Genomic DNA, 16,041 nt, shown 5'->3' with positions numbered 1-16,041 from the left:
CCCGACTACTTCGCCGGCGTCTCCAGCTTGAACCCCATCGCCTCGCGGTAGCGCTGGTACAACGCGCTGACCTTCTCCACGTAGGCGAGCGTTTCGGCATACGGCGGCACGCCCTTGTAGCGCGTCACCGCGCCGATGCCGGCGTTGTAGGCCGCCGCGGCCAGGGTGCGGTCGCCCTTGTAGCGTTTCAGCAGCGCCTTCATGTAGCGCGCCCCGCCGTTGATCGACTGTTCGGCGGAGAGCGGGTCGGCCACGCCGAATTCGGTGGCGGTGTCGGGCATGAGCTGCATCACGCCCTGGGCGCCCTTGGGCGACACCGCGCCGGCATCGAAGCCGCTTTCGGCATGCGCGATCGCGCGCAGCCATGCATCGTCCACGCCGGTGGCCTTGGCCGCGGCCTTGAACTGCCTGACGTGGCGGTTGAGTTGCGGCGTGCCCACCTTGCCCAGCCCTTCATGGGCCGGCTCGCCCGGCGGGGTGGCCACGGTGAACTTCAGGAACACCCGCGAGCCGGGCAGGTTGCGCGTGGAATACACCATCGCCCCGTCCTGCTCGCGCTCGTACAAGGTGCCGCTGAACACGCCCATGTTGCCCCAGAGGTTGGGGGTCTGCACCGCGTTGTCATCCACCTGCTGGGCGGTGCAGCGCGAGCCGGGTTCCGGCGCGGTCGCCAGGCTGACCGTGTTGTTCTGCACGCAGCGGTACACCGTGCGCGCCGCCACCGGCCAGGGCAGCAGCAACGACAACAGGGCCAACGCGGCAGGCAGGGTCGGTTTCATGGGCTCGGTTCGGGGCACGCAGGTCGTGCGGCGCGATCATCCGGCGGTGGCCGCGAACCGAAGGTGAATACCGGGCCCGCCGCCATGGCGGGCCCGGGGGCGCGTCAGCGACCGCCGCCCGCCAGGCGCTTGCCGGCGTAGCCCAAGCCCAGCAGCAGGAACCACAGCGGGCTGATCGCCAGCGCGTACAGGGTGTCCGGCTGCAGGGTCAGCAGCACCAGCACGAAGCCGAAGAACGCCAGGCAGACCACGCACATGGCGATGCCGCCGGGCATCTTGAACCGCGAGGCCGCATGCAGGTCCGGGCGCCGGCGGCGGTACACGATGTACGAGCACAGGATCAGCGACCATACGAACATGAACAGCACCGCCGCCAGCGTGGTGACCAGGGTGAAGGCGGTGACCAGGTTGGGGATCAGGTAGATCAGCATCGCCCCCAGCAGCAGGCAGACGCAGGAGAACAACAGCCCGCGCGCCGGCACCGCCGCCCGCGACAGGCGCGCGAACATGCCCGGGGCGTGCCCCTCCTCGGCCAGGCCGTACATCATCCGGCTGGTCGAGAAGATGCCGCTGTTGGCCGACGAGGTGGCCGAGGTGAGCACCACGAAGTTGATCAGGCTCGCCGCGGCCGGGATGCCGGCCAGCACGAACAGCTCCACGAACGGGCTCTTGCCCGGCACCACCTCGCGCCACGGGGTGACCGCCATGATCGCGATCAGCGCCAGCACGTAGAACACGATGATGCGGATCGGGATCGAGTTGATGGCCTTGGGCAGGTTGCGCTCGGGGTCGGCGGTTTCGGCGGCCGTGGTGCCCACCAGCTCGATGCCGACGAAGGCGAAGACCGCGATCTGGAACCCGGCGAAGAAGCCGGCCAGGCCCATCGGGAACATGCCGCCGTCATTCCACAGGTTGGCGAACGAGGCCTGGTGGCCCGACGGCGCGGTGAAGCCCCACGCCACCAGCCCGAAGCCGGTGATGATCAGCGCGCAGATGGCGATGATCTTGATCAGCGCGAACCAGAACTCCATTTCGCCGAACAGCTTGACCGTCACCAGGTTCAGGCTGAGCAGCAGGATCACGCACAGCAGCGCCGGTATCCAGGGCGCCAGGTCGGGAAACCAGAACTGCGCGTAGGCGGCGATGGCGATCACATCGGCGATCGCGGTGATGATCCAGCAGAACCAGTAGGTCCATCCACAGAAGAACCCGGCCCAGGGGCCCAGCAGGTCGGTGGAGAAGTCGATGAAGGACTTGTACGCCAGGTTGGACAGCAGCAGCTCGCCCATCGCGCGCATCACGAAGAACAGCATCGCGCCGATGATCAGGTAGACCAGGATGATCGACGGGCCGGCCAGGCTGATGGTCTTGCCCGATCCCATGAACAGCCCGGTGCCGATGGCCCCGCCAATGGCGATCAGCTGCAGGTGTCGGTTGGAGAGGCTGCGCCGGAGGTGGTCGGGGGGAACGGTCGGATCGGACATGGATGCGGGCCAGCAGGGCGATGGCTAGGAACATAGAAGAGCGCCGCCGGTTTGACCACTGCCGCGTGCAGGCAGCGTCGGCTTTGCCCCGGCGCCCGGCACCGGCCGGCCCGGCCGGACCTGCCCGGGCGGACGCGTGCGGGGTATTCCGATTCCCATCGCCGCCCACAAATGGTGATATAGCGCACCGGGGGCATCGATCAGCCGCCGCCGGCCATGGCGTTCGACGTCCCCCACCCTCCCGGCATCGAGGTCTGCTTGAACCGCCCCAGGATCATCGCCGCCACCGTGCTGTTCGCCCTGCTCGGCGCGCTCGTGCCGATCGCCTCGGTGGCCTATGCCACCTGGAGCCGGGCCACCGATGCCGAGCACGACCGCCTGCAGGTCACCGCCGAACGCACCCTGCTGCGCGCCCACCGCGCGTACGAGACCGGGCTGGTGGCGCTGCGCCGGCTCAACCAGAGCACCCTGCCGCCGTGTTCGCCCGAGCACCTGCAGCTCATGCGCAGCCTGACCCTGGGCACCCGCTCGGCCGAGCAGATCGGCTACTTCGAGGACGGGCGGCTGCGCTGCACCTCGTGGGGGATGATGGACAACCACGTGCCCGAGCCGACCCCGGACCACATCACCGCCGATGGCGCCGGCATCACCCTGGACGTGCACCCGATCGCCGGCGATGGCACCGCCCTGATTGCGGTCAAGCTGGACCGGTACGACATCCTGATGGATCCCGAACGCTTCGTGGATGTCATCACCGACCCGAACGTCCGCCTGGCCGTTGCCAGCCCGGACGGGCGCCTGATCGCCCAGCAGGCCATCCTCGACCAGCAGCTTCTGCAGCGCCTGCTGCGCGAACCGCACAGCGGCATGGACGGCCACACCCTGTACGCCACCGCCCAGGACCAGGAGTGGCTGGCCATCGCCACCGCGCCGCGTACCGACCTGATCGCCAGCTTCCGCCAGCAGTTCCGCCAGTTCATCCCGCTGGGCGTGCTGGGCGCGCTGGCAGCGGTGGGCGGGGTGGTCTGGCTGTCGCGCCGACGGTTGTCGCTGCCGGCCGAGCTGGCCACCGCGGTGCGCCGGCGCGAGTTCTTCATGCACTACCAACCCATCATCGAGCTGGACACCGGCATCTGCATCGGCGCCGAGTCGCTGGTGCGCTGGGCCCGCCCCGATGGCACCCAGGTGCGCCCGGACCTGTTCATCCCCCTGGCCGAAGAACACGGCCTGATCGACGCGCTCACCGACCAGGTGATCGAGCGGGTGATCGAGGACATGCGCGATCTGCTGGTCCAGGACCGCAGCGTGCACATCGCCATCAACCTGTCCGCCAGCGATGTCAGCAGCGGGCGGGCGCTGAAGGTGCTCACGCGCCAGTTGGCCGGCACCGACATCCATCCCCAGCAGATCTGGCTGGAAGCCACCGAGCGGGGCTTCATCGATGTACAGCGCGCGCGCAACACCCTGGCGGTCGCGCGCCGCGCCGGGCACTGCGTGGCCATCGATGACTTCGGCGTGGGCTATTCCAGCCTGCAGTACCTGCAGCAGTTGCCGCTGGACGCGCTGAAGATCGACAAGTCCTTCATCGATGCCATCGGCACCGACAGCGCCACCAGCCCGGTCACCTCGCACATCATCGACATGGCCAAGACGCTGGGCCTGTCCATCGTCGCCGAAGGCATCGAAACCCCGGCCCAGCTGGCCTACCTGCAGGCGCGCCAGGTCGACTTCGGCCAAGGCTGGCTGTTCTCCCGGCCCTTGCCACCGGACGCCTTCATCGCCTTCCACCACCAGCGCCTGCAGCAGTACGGCAAGGCGCCGGAAAACATGCAGAACCCCAACAACGCCGTCGAGGACTGAGCGCGCGCGCCTTCATTCGTCGGCGATGCCCGCCAACGCCAATACCCAGCGTGGCACCTTGGGTTCGCCGGCATAGAAACTGCGCGGCTTGCCCTCGGCCATCGCCCAGCGGTGGATCCAGCTGATGCCGCCGGCGCCGTTGTAGCCATCGGCATGCGCGTAGACCGGGTCCTGCAGCGCCTGTTCGAGGGTGATGAACGTATAGCCGCGGCGCCGGGTGGCCGCGATCAGCTCGCCGATGCTGTCGGCGTTCAACGCATTGGCGTGCATCAGCCATACCTGGGCCGGCAAGCGCCCGAACAGCTGCCGCGACTGATCCTCGTAGTAGTCGAGTTTGTTGAGCATGTAGGGCACGTAGCCACGCCGCAGCTGCCGCAGGCGCGCCTCGCGCAGCGCCGGATCGGTCTCGGTATCGCGCACGTGGTCGTAGGCGAACGCCCAGATCCATTCGCTGTTGTCCACCGTGACCGGCGCGATCCGGTAACCGTGCTGGTCCAGGAAGGTCGCCAGCGCGGCGCGTTGCTGTGGCGTGCGCCCCGCGCGCAGGTAAGGATGGCGGAACCAGCGCGGCGCCTGGCCGCGCTCGGCCAACAACGGGCGCAGGGTCTTCTCCCCGTCGAGGATGTCCTGCTCGTAGGCCTCCAGCCCGATCGCGTGCAGGTCGACATGGCCACGCGTGTGGTTGCCCAGTTCCAACCCGGCATCGCGCCAGTCGCGCAGCATCTGCACGCGTGCCGGCTGCACCTGGCCGCCCTGCTCCAGTTTGACCTCGTTGACGAAGCCCACCACCGGCACCTGCGCGGCGGTCAGCGCGGCCAGCAGCTGCGCATAGCGCTGCGCCAGTTCCGGGTCGTTGCGCTCATCCAGCCGCTGCCAGGGCAGATCGTCGATGGTCAGCGCGATGCGCTGGTCCGGCGCTGCCTGCACCACGCCGGCCACGGCCAGCATGCCCATTCCCATCCATCGCAACACGGTACGGCGCACGCCAGACTCCAACCCCTCATCCAGATCCCAGCATAGCGCCCCATCCCGACCCGTTGTTTTCAACGCAAGGCGATAGCGCCGGGCCATGCCCGGCGGCCTTTCCCTGTCAATGCACGGCGGGCGCCCAGGCACGCGGCCGCCGCACCACCACCATCAGCGTCATCACCAGCAATACCAGCAGCACGCCCGGCAGCCAGCGTTCGCCCAGGGTTTCCAGCATCACCCCGCCCACCACGCCACCGATGGCGATGGCCAGGTTCCAACCGGTCACCACGAACGACTGCGCGATGTCGCCCGCCGCCCCGGCGCGGCGTGCCACGGCGGTCTGGAACTGGGTCGCCACGCCACCAAAGGCCACGCCCCACAGCACCGTGCCCAGCACCAGCACCCACGGCGAGGTCGGCCACAGCGCGAACGCCGTGGCCGCCACGGCGAAGGCCACCGTACTGGCGATCACCAGCACGCGCAGCCAGCGGTCCACCCAGATCCCGGTGATCCAGATGCCCAGCAGCGCGGCCACGCCGAACACCAGCAGCAGGCGGTCCAGCCACGGCGCGGCACCGGCCAGCGCGGCGAACGGTTCGATGTAGGTGTACAGCACGTTGTGCGCCAGGACGTACAGGAACATCGTCAGCAGCGCCGCGCGCATGCCCGGCAGCCGCCACACATCCCCCAGCCGCTGCCGCGCCCCCGCGCCCGGTGCCGACAACGCCGGCAATGCCAACCGCGCCCACAGCAGCAGGCCCACGCTGAGCAGCGACATCAACCCGAATGCCCAGCGCCAGCCGATGGTCTGGCCCAGCAACGTGCCGGCCGGGATGCCCAACGACAACGCCAGCGGCGTGCCCACCATCGCCACCGCGATGGCGCGGCCCTGCAGCCGCGGCACCACCATGCGGCTGGCATAGCCGGCCACCAGCGACCACAGCAGGCCTGCGCTGATCCCGGCGATGAAGCGCGCCACCAACATCACCGCGTACTGGTGGGTGAAGGCGGTGAGGGTATTGACCACCACGAAGCCGGCGATCGCGGCCAGCAGCAGCGGGCGACGTGGCAGGCGCTGGGTCAGCGCGGTCATCGGCAGGGCCGCCACCAGCGAGCCGATCGCATAGATGGTCACCAACTGGCCCACCAGCGCGCGGCTCACGCCCAGGTCGGCGCTCATCGGCGACAGCAGGCCGGCCGGCAACGCCTCGGTCAGGATGGTCACAAAGCCCGCGCAGGCCAGGGCCAGCAATCCCGCCAGCGGCAGGCGCGCGGACGCGGCCGACTCGACCGCCAGTGCGGCGGTGCCAGCGTCTCCATGCATGCCTGCGCCACTCATGCCGACACCTCCAGCGCGGCGTACACCGCATCGCGCAGTTGCTCGACGAACGCGCCGTGCATGCCTTCGTACAAGGTATTGGTGAGGGCCACCACGCTCAGCCCACGCGCCGGGTCCACGAACCAGCTGTGCCCGTACGCGCCGCCCCAGCGCCAGCTGCCGGGCGCCTGCGGCGTGGCCGTCGGACCGGCATCGTCCAATACCGCAAAGCCCAGTCCGAAGCCCCAGCCCGGCGCATCCGGCGGTCCCTGCTCGCCCACCTGCGCGCGCGCCATCGCCGCCACGGCCGTCGCCGGCAACCAATCGCGGCGCGACTCCCCACGCAACGCCTCGAGCAGACGCATGACGTCGTCGGCCGTGCCGACCATGCCGCCGCCCGCCGAGGCGAACGCCGCCGGATCGCTTGCACGGGCCAGGCTGTAACGGATGCCGGCGCTGCCCTCGAACGGCGCCACCACCTCGCCCTCGGCCAGCCGGTGCGGCTGCGGCGTGTCGGTGACATAAGGCGTGACCAACCGCGCCGGGCTGTCGGTATGGAAGCCGGTGTCCTGCATCCCCAGCGGCAGGCTCACCTGCTCGCGCACCACCTGCGCCAGCGGCACGCCGGTGGCCGCCTCCAGCAGCGCGCCAGCCACGTCCACGCCCAGCGAGTACCGCCACGCCGTACCCGGCGCAAACAGCAGCGGCACCCGTGCGATCCGCTGCAGGTTCTCGCGCAGGCTGACCGGGCTGTCATCCATGCCGTCGCTGACGCCCGCCCGTGCATGCGGGCCGTCGGCGTCGGCATCCAGGAAGCGATAGCCCAGCCCCGCGCTGTGGCTGAGCAGATGGCGCAGGGTGATGTCCGGGCGGCGGCCGTCGGCCAGCGCCGGGCGGAAGTCGGGCAGCCAGTCGGTGATCGGCGCATCCAGCGACAGCAGGCCCTGCGCCACCAACCGCATCGCCGCGGCGGTCACGATCGGCTTGCTGACCGAGGCCAGCCGGAACAGCGCATCGCGCGACATTGACCGCTGCCGCTCGCGATCGGCCCAACCGCTGGCGCTGGCGTGGACGAGCTGGCCGTGCCGGCGCACCAGCACCACCGCGCCCACGATCTGGTGGCGGGCATGGGCGGCAGACAGCACGGCATCGACCGGCGCCAGGCGCGGATCGGCAGCGGCAACGGCAGGGAGGTCCAGGACGGAGGACATGGGGGACGGTCCAGCAGGAGGGGAGCGCCATCCTCGGCCTTCACTGCCCCGGCAAACACCCAGGCAGCGCTCCAGACATTCCGGACACCAGATTCCGCAATGATGGACAACCCCATACCAGCAAGGGATCCGGCCGAGGGCCGTCCCGACGCACCACTGCGTCCCATCTCGAGGGGCGCCAGCGGCCCCAGGGCGGCTAAAGTGGCCGCTTTCCCCCTTGGTACGGCCATGTCCGCGCTGGAAAACATGGGCAACCTGCAAACCTTCGTGCACGTGGCCGACACCCGCAGCTTCGTCGAGACCGGGCGCCTGCTCGGCGTGTCCGCCTCGGCCACGGGCAAGACCGTCACCCGGCTGGAACAGGCCTTGGGCGTGCGCCTGTTCCACCGCAGCACGCGCAGCGTCACTCTCACCGCCGAGGGCGAGCGCTTCCTGCTGCGCTGCCGGCGCATCCTCGACGAGCTCGACGCCGGCCGGACCGAACTGGCCCAGCAGGCGGCCGCTCCCTGCGGCACGCTGCGGTTGAGCCTGCCGCTGGTCGGCGACCTGTCGCTGCCGATCCTGTCCGACTTCATGGCCGCCTACCCCGGCATCCGCCTGGAACTGGATTTCGACGACCGCATGGTCGATGTGATCGAAGAGGGGTTCGACGCCGTGCTGCGGGTCGGCGAGCCCTCCGACTCGCGGCTCAGCGCACGCCGGCTCGGGGTATTCCCGCGTTATCTGGTCGCCTCGCCGGATTACCTGGCGCGGCGCGGCATCCCGCAGACACCGTCGGACCTGCTGCAGCACGACTGCCTGCACTACCGCTTTCCCACCAGCGGCAAACTGGAACCGTGGCCGCTCCCGCGCGAACCCGGCGCGCCCGCGCTGGAGCTGCCGGTGGCGATGGTCTCCAACACCATCGAAGCGCGCCTGGCGTTCGCCCTGGCCGGGCGCGGCATCGGCTACATCCCCGAGCACTCGGTGCGCGAGGCGTTGGCCGACGGCCGCCTGGCGCGGGTGCTGCCCGAGCAGATCCATGCCTGTGGCACCTTCCACCTGCTGTGGCCCTCGGGCCGCCACGTGCTGCCCAAGCTGCGGGTGTTCATCGATTTCGTCAGCGCCCGGCTCACCGGCGTGAGCTGCTGAACAGCCGCCATTCACCGCCTGCGGCCACGGCAAACCTATACTGGCCGCGCGACAGCCAGTCGCCTGTGTAATGAGGTATGCCCGCATGCGCCATTGATGCCCCGCCGTCGCCAGACGGCCAGTGACCTTCCCGCCTTCGCGGGGAGCATCCACGGCATCCATGGAGGTCGCATGACCGCATTCTCGCTCACGCTCGACCGCGTGACCTGCACCCTGCCCGATGGGCGGGTCCTGTTTTCCGATATCAGCACCCAGTTCGATACCACTCCGACCGGCCTGGTCGGCCGCAACGGTGTGGGCAAGAGCGTGCTCGCTGGCCTGCTCGCGGGCCAGCGCACACCCAGCAGCGGGCAGGTCCAACGCCAGGGCCGGGTCCACCTGCTGGCCCAGCACGCCGGGCCACCGGCCGGCAGCATTGCCGCCCTCGCCGGGGTCGCCCCGCTGCTGCACGCCCTGACCCGCATCGAGGCCGGCAGCGTCGATCCGGACGATTTCGCCACGGTCGGCGAGCGCTGGGACATCCGCGACCAACTGCAGGCGCAGTGGACGCGGCTGGGCCTGCCCGCGCTGGATCCGGCACGCCCGGCGGCCTCGCTCAGCGGTGGCCAGGCCATGCAGGTGGCGCTGGCCGGTGCGCTGTTGTCCAACGCCGATGCGCTGATTCTCGACGAGCCCAGCAACCACCTCGACAGTACCCACCGCACCCGCCTGCTCGACGCCCTGGCCGGGTGGCGCGGTGGCCTGATCGTGATCAGCCACGACCGCAGCGTGCTCGGCGCGATGCAGCGCATCGTCGAACTCTCCCCGGCCGGGCTGCGCAGCTATGGCGGCAACTACGCCTTGTATGCAGGCCAGAAACAGGACGAACGCGCCGCTGCCGATGCGGTGCTTGCGCTGCGCCGGCGCGAGCGTCGCCAACTGCAGGACGATCAGCGCGAACAACGCGAGCGCATCGAGCACCGCCAGTCACGCGCGCAGCGTACGGCCCGCACCGCCAACCAGGCACCGATCCTGCTCGGTGGCATGAAGAACCGCAGCGAGAACAGCACCGGGCGCTGGCAGGCCCGGCAGGTAGAGCGCGCTGCCAGCGTGGACGCGCGCGTGCGCGACGCTGCCGCACAGGTGGAGGAGGCGGTGGAGATCGCGCTGCTGGCGCCCACCCTGGCCGATCCCGGTCCGCAGCGCGTGGCCGAACTGGTCGACGTGCAGCTGCCGTGGGTGGCCCCGCCGTGGCAGCGCATCAGCGTGTGCGTGCAGCGCGGCCAGCGCATCGGCGTGCGGGGCCGCAACGGCAGCGGCAAGTCGACGCTGCTGCGGCTGCTTGCCGGGCAGCTCGGCGCCGAGGCCGGCCAGTGCACGGTGGCTGCGCGCACGGCGCTGCTCGACCAGTCGCTGTCCGCGTTGCCGGCCCAGGCCACGGCCCTGTCACTGCTGCAGGACGCGCATCCCGACGCCAGCGAGGCAACGCTGCGCACCCAACTCGCCCTGCTCGGCCTGGCGGGCGATCGCTGCCTGCGTCCGCTGTCCACCCTCAGCGGCGGCGAGCGCCTGAAGACCGCGCTGGCCGCCGTGCTGTATGCCCGCGATCCGCCGCAGTTGCTGCTGCTGGATGAGCCGGGCAACCACCTCGACCTGCCTTCGCTGGCCGCGCTGGAGCAGATGCTCACCCGATACCCCGGCACGCTGATGATCGTGTCCCACGACCCGGCGCTGCTCGATGCGGTCGGCGTGAGCCACTACCTGGACGCGGCCGAGGCAGGCTGGGCGCTGACGGTGGTGTAGGCAGTATGTCGGCGTGGTCGGGTTACCCGCGCGACCACGCCGGGACGGCATCGGGCAGCAACTGCCACAGCATCGGCCCGGCCTGCATCTCCGCATCGATCAGCAGACAGGCGTCGAACGCCGCCGCACCGTGCGCTCATCCATCTCCACCCCGATCAACGGGCGGCGATCGCCCAACCAGGGGTGCCACATCCGGCGCATCGCCTGGTCCTGGCCGGCGTCGTCCATCTTCTCCATGCCAGGCATCGGCGCGGTCCAGCAATCTGCCGGTTGGCGTACCCAGCCCACCTCGGTATACGGCACCCGCGGTGCCGGCAGCAGCGGGGAGGTGTCTTCCAACCCGGCCGCCACCCGCGTGCGCGCGACATGCCCGACGCCGGCCGGTGCGGTCCGGGGGCCGCGTCCACGCCGGACAGCGCGCCACCCGGTCCACGCGGTTGGCCAGCATGGCAAGGCGGGCATCGGACACGCATTAGAAATGTTACTCTATAACATTAACTGATCCCGGGCCCCCACCCATGAAGCGTACGTCCACCCTGCTCGATGCGAGCGCCATCGCCCTTTCCAGCCTGTGCCTGCTGCATTGCCTGGCCCTGCCGCTGTTGGCCGCGGCGCTGCCGCTGTTGGGCGTGTGGGCAGAGGCCGAGTGGGTGCACGGGCTGTTCGTGGCCGTCGCCGCGCCCATGACCGGCTTCGCCCTGTGGCGCGCGCATCGGCAGCAGCGCCTGCCCGCGGCCGCGGTCACCAGCGCCGTAGTGGGGCTGTTGCTGCTACTGGCCGGCGCTGCCGGCTGGCCCAGCCACGACAGCGAAACCCCGATGACCGTCGCCGGCAGCCTGCTGCTGGCCGCCACCCATGCGTGGAATGCGTGGCGCCGTCATCGCCACTGAGCGGGCGCGCTATTTGCCGTAGGCGCGCAGCAGCCTGACCAGCACCTGCGCCTCGGCGGCGCGTTCGGCCGGGTCGGTCGGGCTGACCACGTGTTCCTGCAGGTGCTCGTCCAGCAGCGCCATCAGCAGGCCATGCGCCGCGCCGCGTACCGCCGCGGCCTGCATCAGCACGTCCGTGCAATCGGCATCGGTCGACTGCAGCGAGGTTTCGAGCGCGGCCACCTGGCCGGCCATGCGCCGGACCCGGGCCAGCAGCGGGTTTCGTTGGTGTTGGACGTGCGACATGGGGCAGAAGAATATACCCTACGGGGGTATACCTCAACCGAGTCGCCATCATGTCCCTCGCCGCTGCCGCCGATGCCCGCAGCCACAGCCACCGCTTCGACGACGGCAATCCGCTGGCCGAGCGCAACACGCGCCGCGCCCTGTGGCTGACCGCCGCCATGATGGGGGTGGAGATCGTGGGCGGCTGGTGGTTCAACTCCATGGCCGTGCTGGCCGACGGCTGGCACATGAGTTCGCATGCACTCGCCCTCGGCCTGGCCGTGTTCGCCTATGCGTGTGCCCGCCGCTACGCGCAGGACCCGCGCTTCGCCTTCGGCACCTGGAAGATCGAGATCCTCGGCGGCTACACCAGCGCGATCGCCCTGCTGGGTGTCGCCCTGCTCATGGCGGTGCAATCGGCGCAGCGGCTGTTCTCCCCCAGCGCCATCCACTACGACCAGGCCATCGCCATCGCGGTGGTCGGCCTGGCGGTGAACCTGCTGTGCGCGTGGTGGCTGCGCGACAGCCACGGCCACGGCCACGATCACGGCCATGCGCACACCGGCCATGCCCACCACGGGCATCACGCGCATGACCATGCCCATGACCACGGCCACGCCGCGCATGCGCAGGACCTCAACCTGCGCTCGGCCTACCTGCACGTCCTCGCCGACGCTGCCACCTCGGTGCTCGCCATCGCCGCACTGGTCGGCGGCAAGTTCTGGGGCGCGGCCTGGCTGGACCCGGTGATGGGACTGGTCGGTGCCGTGCTGGTCACGGTGTGGGCCATCGGCCTGCTGCGCGATACCGGCCGCGTGCTGCTGGATGCGCAGATGGATGCACCGGTGGTGGCCGAAGTGCGCGAGGTGATCGAGCAGGGGCCGTGGCCGGCGCAGTTGGCCGACCTGCACGTGTGGCAGGTGGGCCGCGGCAAGTACGCGGTGGTGGCCAGCGTGGTCACCACGGCAGAGGTGAGCGCCGATCAGCTGCGCGCCGCGCTCTCCATCCATGAGGAACTGGTCCACGTCACCGTGGAAGTGAACCGCCTCCCCGCCCCGCTCAGCGGTGCAGCAGCATCGAACCGATGAACAGCGCCAGAGGTGCGGCACCCACCACCGCGCCCACGATTCCCAGCCACGCCCAGCGCTCCTGACGCACCCGCGATCCGAGCGCCGCCAGCAGCGCCACTGCCGCAGAGGCGAGCACGCCGATCGACACGCCGGTGGTGCTCGCGCCGGCAGTCACCCCGTGGTTGGCCCACTGCGCGCCGTACGCCACCGCGGCCCCCAGCGGGAGTGCCGCGAAGCTGAGCAGCCCCAACAACGGCGCGCGTGCCGCCGTGGCCTTCACCGGAGGCCGGCCGACCGTGCCCATGTCGCTGTCGTTGTGCATGCATGCTCCTGACGGGTACATCCCGTGGACCAGCCTCGTTCACTTGTCCGCCGAGTTCAAGCGCGCGCCTGCACACCCCGCGCGGGCCCGCGACCTCTACACGCCCGCCCGCGCGAGGCGCCCTTACACTCCGGCGACACCCGCCCAGGATGCCCGCCATGCGCCCCGGCCTTTGCCTGTTGCTGCTCGCCCCGCTCCTGCTCAGCGCCTGCCGGAACGGCGACAGTGGCGTGGGCACGTTCTCCGCCGACCCGCTGCTGGGCTGCTTTGCCACCCGTCCACGCACGCCGGCCGAGTTCCGCATCGAACACCAGCAGGGCCAGTACTACGTCGCCTTCCGCCGTGACGCGCACTGGCAGCGCGACGACACCGCCCTGCAGGTATCGACCCGCGCCGACATCGGCCGGTTCTTCAAGGACGATGCCGACCAGATCGACAAGGCGCTGGTGCGGCCCACCGGTGGCTTCGGCCTCTTCCACCTCACTCCCGGCGCCACGCTCAAGGGCAAGGCCAAGGACAGCGACTACATGGCCCTGGTGCTCATCGGTGCCGGCCCGGTATTCCAGGTGCGCTGCGACTGACCCCGCGTCGCGGCAGCGGCGAGCCCCGGATATGCAGCTGCCGGCAGCGCCGCCTCGCCACGGCGGTGCCCGCAGGCCCGATACCCCACGATGGCCCCCTCCCCAGGGACCGTCGCCTCCCCCGCCAGCAAGCCGGCGTCCGGCCGCTATCGGCGGCTTCCCATGCCCCAGCCGCCCTCGCCGCCATCGCCAGACCACCGCGTGCCGGCGCGTCCGTGCACCGTGCCACGCGTGCGCCCGCTCCCCGCGCCACCGGCCGCGCCTTCTCCCCCAGCAGCGACCTCAACAACCGCCGCGTGCAGCGCCCCGCGTGCACGCGCGTACAGGGCGGCAGTGTCCGGCCGTACTTCAACATGGCCCCTTGCCCCGGCCACGGCGATGGATCGAGCTGTAGGGCCAGTCCGCCGCGTCACGCACGTGGCCATGTTTGACCGGGTTCTCGTGCACGTACGCCACATGCCGCAGGAAATCCTCCCCGTCCACGATGCGGTGCTCGCGGAAACTGCTGTGCCAGAGCGGTCGCGCACTGCGGTCGCGGCGCAACACCGCGCGCGGCGGCATGCCCGGCAGCTGGCGGTCGAAGATGGCCTGGATCTGGTTCCAGCGCCGGTGCCCGTCATCATCGGCCGCGGGCAGCGTCCACACGCCATGCAGGTGGTCGGGCAATACCACGATCGCATCCAGACGGAACGGCCGCGCCTGCTGTGCCACCCGGAACGCCAGCCGCAGGCCCTGCGCGTGATCGACCAACAGGCGGCTGCGCTGATCGCGCAGGTGCGCACTGAAGAAGTACGCGTTGCCGGGTTGCCAGGGGCGGTGATCGCAGGACATGGCCGCAGTGTGCGATCCATGGCGCGCTGCGAGGATCGGCCTGCGCCTTATCCTGGTTTCGGGCTTGGTCGCACCGGCCTATAGGCATCGCCGCATGCGCCACATCAGACCATGCGGCCACCGCCGTCAGCGCTGCGCCGCCTCGCATGCCATGCGCGCATCGCGGGCGAGGTCGTCCAACAGGTAGTCGTCCTCACGCGCGGTCAGCCGCGCCACGGCCCTGGACGTATCCGGCAGCAGCCGGCGCACCGCCTGGCTGATCGGCAGCGAATAGCTGCGAGGTGCATCAGCGCCACCGGCCGGCGCCTCGCCCACCGTCCACGGCAGCATCATCAGCTTCTGCGAACGCGACGCCAGTACCTGCGCGGGGGCCGTTTCGTACTCGATACGCACGCTGATCACCGGGTCATCGTCGGTCCACACGCCCCCCGCGTAGTAGGCGTCCAACCGCCTGCGCAATGCCGTCACCCCCAGCATCGGCTGCAGGTAGCCCTGGATCCGCGCGATGGTGCAGGCGGGCACCGTATCGGAGGCCGCGATCGGGGCATGCTTCAACACCTGAGCAGGGCGCACGCGGCGCGCCATCTCGGTGGCGGCGCGCTGCTGGCTCCAGGCGGGCGCGTCCACTGCCCACAGCAGCTCGGCCACGCGCTGCGCCGGCACGCTGTCGGTACTCGCCTGGCCATCGGTAGCGGCCGGCGGCGGCGGCGGCGAGCGTCGTACGAAGCCACGCCGGCCGGGGCCGGGTTGCAGGCGATGCACCTCATCCACGCGATCCCAGCCTGAGTAGCTGTAGCGGATCTCGATCGCACGGATGTCCTGGATCGCCGTCCCGGGCGGTGGCGCATGGCCGCCGCTGCATCCGCCCAGTGCTGCCATGGCGACCAGCAGCAGCGCGCGCCGCAAGGTCATTGCAGGAACTCGACCGGCACGGCAGCGGTGAGCCACACCCCGTTCTGCGTGCAATGGAAGACATGCCCCGCTGCATGCATGCGACCGGCCTCCACCACCAGGATGTGCACCTTGCCGTGGCGCTGGCCCACGGCCTGGGCGGTGTCGCGGTCGGCCGACAAATGCACGTGGTGGCGCGCGCCAGGCTGCAGCCCCTGCTGACCGATGGATGCCAGGAAACGCCTGGCCGTGCCGTGGTAGAGCTGCGCCGGCGGCACCACCGCTGGCAGGCCCAGGTCCACCGCTACCGAGTGGCCCTGGTTGGCGCGGATGCGCAGGCCATCGTCGCTGAGCGCAAAGCGCTGCTTGTCGCTGCTGCGCACCAGCTCGTCCAGCAGCGCGCGGTCCAGGCGCACGTGCGGCCGTGCCTGGCGCAGCAGGTCCTCGACCCCCGCCCAGCCCTGCGCGTCCAGCTGCAGGCCAATGCTGTCGGGCGCGTGGCGCAGTACGCGGCTGAGGAAGCGGCTGGTCGTCTCGGCGTCGGTGCTCATCGTTGGTCCATGTGAAAACAGGTCGAGCGGGCAGCGCCGCACACCGGCGCACTATAGCGGCGCACGACACCGGCCCGAGCCCTCAGGCCCTGTTGCCGCCTTCTCGG

Annotated in this window: 17 protein-coding genes; 6 read left to right on the top strand and 11 right to left on the bottom strand. The window is 70.5% G+C overall.

All coding sequences use genetic code 11. The annotated features are described in order from the left end of the window. Nucleotides 1-5: 5 nt before the first annotated feature. On the bottom strand, nt 6-779 hold the full coding sequence (locus tag AC1DGC_RS11170; RefSeq protein ID WP_478047876.1) for a lytic transglycosylase domain-containing protein: 774 nt from the start codon (nt 777-779) through the stop codon (nt 6-8). Nucleotides 780-883: 104 nt separating this feature from the next. Beyond that, complete coding sequence (gene cycA / locus AC1DGC_RS11165) at nt 884-2,263, bottom strand: D-serine/D-alanine/glycine transporter (RefSeq protein ID WP_259207255.1); 1,380 nt, start codon at nt 2,261-2,263, stop codon at nt 884-886. Between the two features lie 258 nt (nt 2,264-2,521). Here cycA and AC1DGC_RS11160 point away from each other — a divergent pair, with 258 nt between their 5' ends. Next, nucleotides 2,522-4,123: an EAL domain-containing protein gene (locus AC1DGC_RS11160; protein ID WP_259207256.1), complete on the top strand. Its 1,602-nt coding sequence runs from the start codon at nt 2,522-2,524 to the stop codon at nt 4,121-4,123. Nucleotides 4,124-4,135: 12 nt separating this feature from the next. Here the strand turns inward: AC1DGC_RS11160 and AC1DGC_RS11155 are convergent, their stop codons facing one another. From AC1DGC_RS11155 to AC1DGC_RS11145, 3 genes are all read right to left on the bottom strand, one after another. Next, entirely contained in the window at nt 4,136-5,092 is a 957-nt protein-coding gene (locus tag AC1DGC_RS11155) for a polysaccharide deacetylase family protein (protein WP_478047999.1), read from the bottom strand. 121 nt (nt 5,093-5,213) lie between these two features. After that, nucleotides 5,214-6,416, bottom strand: a complete 1,203-nt coding sequence (locus tag AC1DGC_RS11150; RefSeq protein WP_478047998.1) for an MFS transporter — start codon at nt 6,414-6,416, stop codon at nt 5,214-5,216. Between the two features lie 11 nt (nt 6,417-6,427). Continuing rightward, nucleotides 6,428-7,621, bottom strand: coding sequence for a serine hydrolase domain-containing protein (locus tag AC1DGC_RS11145; protein WP_478047875.1), 1,194 nt, complete (start codon nt 7,619-7,621; stop codon nt 6,428-6,430). Nucleotides 7,622-7,849: 228 nt separating this feature from the next. Here AC1DGC_RS11145 and AC1DGC_RS11140 point away from each other — a divergent pair, with 228 nt between their 5' ends. Together AC1DGC_RS11140 and AC1DGC_RS11135 are read left to right on the top strand one after the other, a co-directional pair. Next, entirely contained in the window at nt 7,850-8,752 is a 903-nt protein-coding gene (locus tag AC1DGC_RS11140) for a LysR family transcriptional regulator (protein WP_478047874.1), read from the top strand. A gap of 171 nt (nt 8,753-8,923) precedes the next feature. Further along, entirely contained in the window at nt 8,924-10,534 is a 1,611-nt protein-coding gene (locus AC1DGC_RS11135; protein ID WP_478047873.1) for an ABC-F family ATP-binding cassette domain-containing protein, read from the top strand. Nucleotides 10,535-10,633: 99 nt separating this feature from the next. On the opposite strand, the gene AC1DGC_RS11130 is transcribed toward AC1DGC_RS11135, so the two are convergent. After that, entirely contained in the window at nt 10,634-10,873 is a 240-nt protein-coding gene (locus tag AC1DGC_RS11130) for a hypothetical protein (protein WP_478047872.1), read from the bottom strand. 179 nt (nt 10,874-11,052) lie between these two features. Between AC1DGC_RS11130 and AC1DGC_RS11125 the strand changes: the two genes are divergently transcribed. After that, the gene (locus AC1DGC_RS11125) at nt 11,053-11,424 is read left to right on the top strand and encodes a MerC family mercury resistance protein (RefSeq protein ID WP_478047871.1); all 372 of its coding nucleotides are present in this window, start codon (nt 11,053-11,055) and stop codon (nt 11,422-11,424) included. Between the two features lie 9 nt (nt 11,425-11,433). Here the strand turns inward: AC1DGC_RS11125 and AC1DGC_RS11120 are convergent, their stop codons facing one another. Further along, the gene (locus AC1DGC_RS11120; RefSeq protein ID WP_394164292.1) at nt 11,434-11,709 is read right to left on the bottom strand and encodes a metal/formaldehyde-sensitive transcriptional repressor; all 276 of its coding nucleotides are present in this window, start codon (nt 11,707-11,709) and stop codon (nt 11,434-11,436) included. A 50-nt stretch (nt 11,710-11,759) separates the two neighbouring features. Here AC1DGC_RS11120 and dmeF point away from each other — a divergent pair, with 50 nt between their 5' ends. Continuing rightward, the gene (gene dmeF / locus AC1DGC_RS11115) at nt 11,760-12,776 is read left to right on the top strand and encodes a CDF family Co(II)/Ni(II) efflux transporter DmeF (RefSeq protein WP_478047870.1); all 1,017 of its coding nucleotides are present in this window, start codon (nt 11,760-11,762) and stop codon (nt 12,774-12,776) included. Here dmeF and AC1DGC_RS11110 read toward each other — a convergent pair. Beyond that, nucleotides 12,748-13,080, bottom strand: a complete 333-nt coding sequence (locus tag AC1DGC_RS11110; protein WP_259207274.1) for a hypothetical protein — start codon at nt 13,078-13,080, stop codon at nt 12,748-12,750. The two genes, dmeF and AC1DGC_RS11110, sit on opposite strands and share 29 nt — an antisense overlap. A 158-nt stretch (nt 13,081-13,238) precedes the next feature. Between AC1DGC_RS11110 and AC1DGC_RS11105 the strand changes: the two genes are divergently transcribed. Next, nucleotides 13,239-13,661, top strand: coding sequence for a hypothetical protein (locus AC1DGC_RS11105; protein ID WP_478047869.1), 423 nt, complete (start codon nt 13,239-13,241; stop codon nt 13,659-13,661). Nucleotides 13,662-14,009: 348 nt separating this feature from the next. Here the strand turns inward: AC1DGC_RS11105 and AC1DGC_RS11100 are convergent, their stop codons facing one another. From AC1DGC_RS11100 to AC1DGC_RS11090, 3 genes are all read right to left on the bottom strand, one after another. Then, nucleotides 14,010-14,492, bottom strand: coding sequence for an REP-associated tyrosine transposase (locus AC1DGC_RS11100; protein ID WP_259207277.1), 483 nt, complete (start codon nt 14,490-14,492; stop codon nt 14,010-14,012). 126 nt (nt 14,493-14,618) lie between these two features. Further along, nucleotides 14,619-15,404 (bottom strand): hypothetical protein, encoded by a 786-nt coding sequence (locus AC1DGC_RS11095; protein WP_478047868.1) that lies wholly within the window; start codon nt 15,402-15,404, stop codon nt 14,619-14,621. Next, nucleotides 15,401-15,934, bottom strand: coding sequence for an RNA 2'-phosphotransferase (locus AC1DGC_RS11090; protein WP_478047867.1), 534 nt, complete (start codon nt 15,932-15,934; stop codon nt 15,401-15,403). Before AC1DGC_RS11090 ends, AC1DGC_RS11095 begins: the two co-directional genes overlap by 4 nt. Between the last annotated feature and the right edge of the window lie 107 nt (nt 15,935-16,041).

Source organism: Stenotrophomonas sp. 05N37 (assembly GCF_056397365.1).
Note: the sequence above shows the minus strand (reverse complement) of the source record. Positions and strands in the feature narration are given on the sequence as shown.

Excerpts from the sequence above, each read along its gene's own strand:
- AC1DGC_RS11100 (WP_259207277.1), bottom strand. The coding sequence starts at position 14,492 with ATGTCCTGCGATCACCGCCCCTGGCAACCCGGCAACGCGTACTTCTTC.
- AC1DGC_RS11125 (WP_478047871.1), top strand. The coding sequence starts at position 11,053 with ATGAAGCGTACGTCCACCCTGCTCGATGCGAGCGCCATCGCCCTTTCC.
- AC1DGC_RS11170 (WP_478047876.1), bottom strand. The coding sequence starts at position 779 with ATGAAACCGACCCTGCCTGCCGCGTTGGCCCTGTTGTCGTTGCTGCTG.
- AC1DGC_RS11135 (WP_478047873.1), top strand. The coding sequence starts at position 8,924 with ATGACCGCATTCTCGCTCACGCTCGACCGCGTGACCTGCACCCTGCCC.
- AC1DGC_RS11090 (WP_478047867.1), bottom strand. The coding sequence starts at position 15,934 with ATGAGCACCGACGCCGAGACGACCAGCCGCTTCCTCAGCCGCGTACTG.
- dmeF (WP_478047870.1), top strand. The coding sequence starts at position 11,760 with ATGTCCCTCGCCGCTGCCGCCGATGCCCGCAGCCACAGCCACCGCTTC.
- AC1DGC_RS11145 (WP_478047875.1), bottom strand. The coding sequence starts at position 7,621 with ATGTCCTCCGTCCTGGACCTCCCTGCCGTTGCCGCTGCCGATCCGCGC.
- AC1DGC_RS11110 (WP_259207274.1), bottom strand. The coding sequence starts at position 13,080 with ATGCACAACGACAGCGACATGGGCACGGTCGGCCGGCCTCCGGTGAAG.
- AC1DGC_RS11120 (WP_394164292.1), bottom strand. The coding sequence starts at position 11,709 with ATGTCGCACGTCCAACACCAACGAAACCCGCTGCTGGCCCGGGTCCGG.
- cycA (WP_259207255.1), bottom strand. The coding sequence starts at position 2,263 with ATGTCCGATCCGACCGTTCCCCCCGACCACCTCCGGCGCAGCCTCTCC.
- AC1DGC_RS11105 (WP_478047869.1), top strand. The coding sequence starts at position 13,239 with ATGCGCCCCGGCCTTTGCCTGTTGCTGCTCGCCCCGCTCCTGCTCAGC.
- AC1DGC_RS11095 (WP_478047868.1), bottom strand. The coding sequence starts at position 15,404 with ATGACCTTGCGGCGCGCGCTGCTGCTGGTCGCCATGGCAGCACTGGGC.
- AC1DGC_RS11150 (WP_478047998.1), bottom strand. The coding sequence starts at position 6,416 with ATGCATGGAGACGCTGGCACCGCCGCACTGGCGGTCGAGTCGGCCGCG.
- AC1DGC_RS11140 (WP_478047874.1), top strand. The coding sequence starts at position 7,850 with ATGTCCGCGCTGGAAAACATGGGCAACCTGCAAACCTTCGTGCACGTG.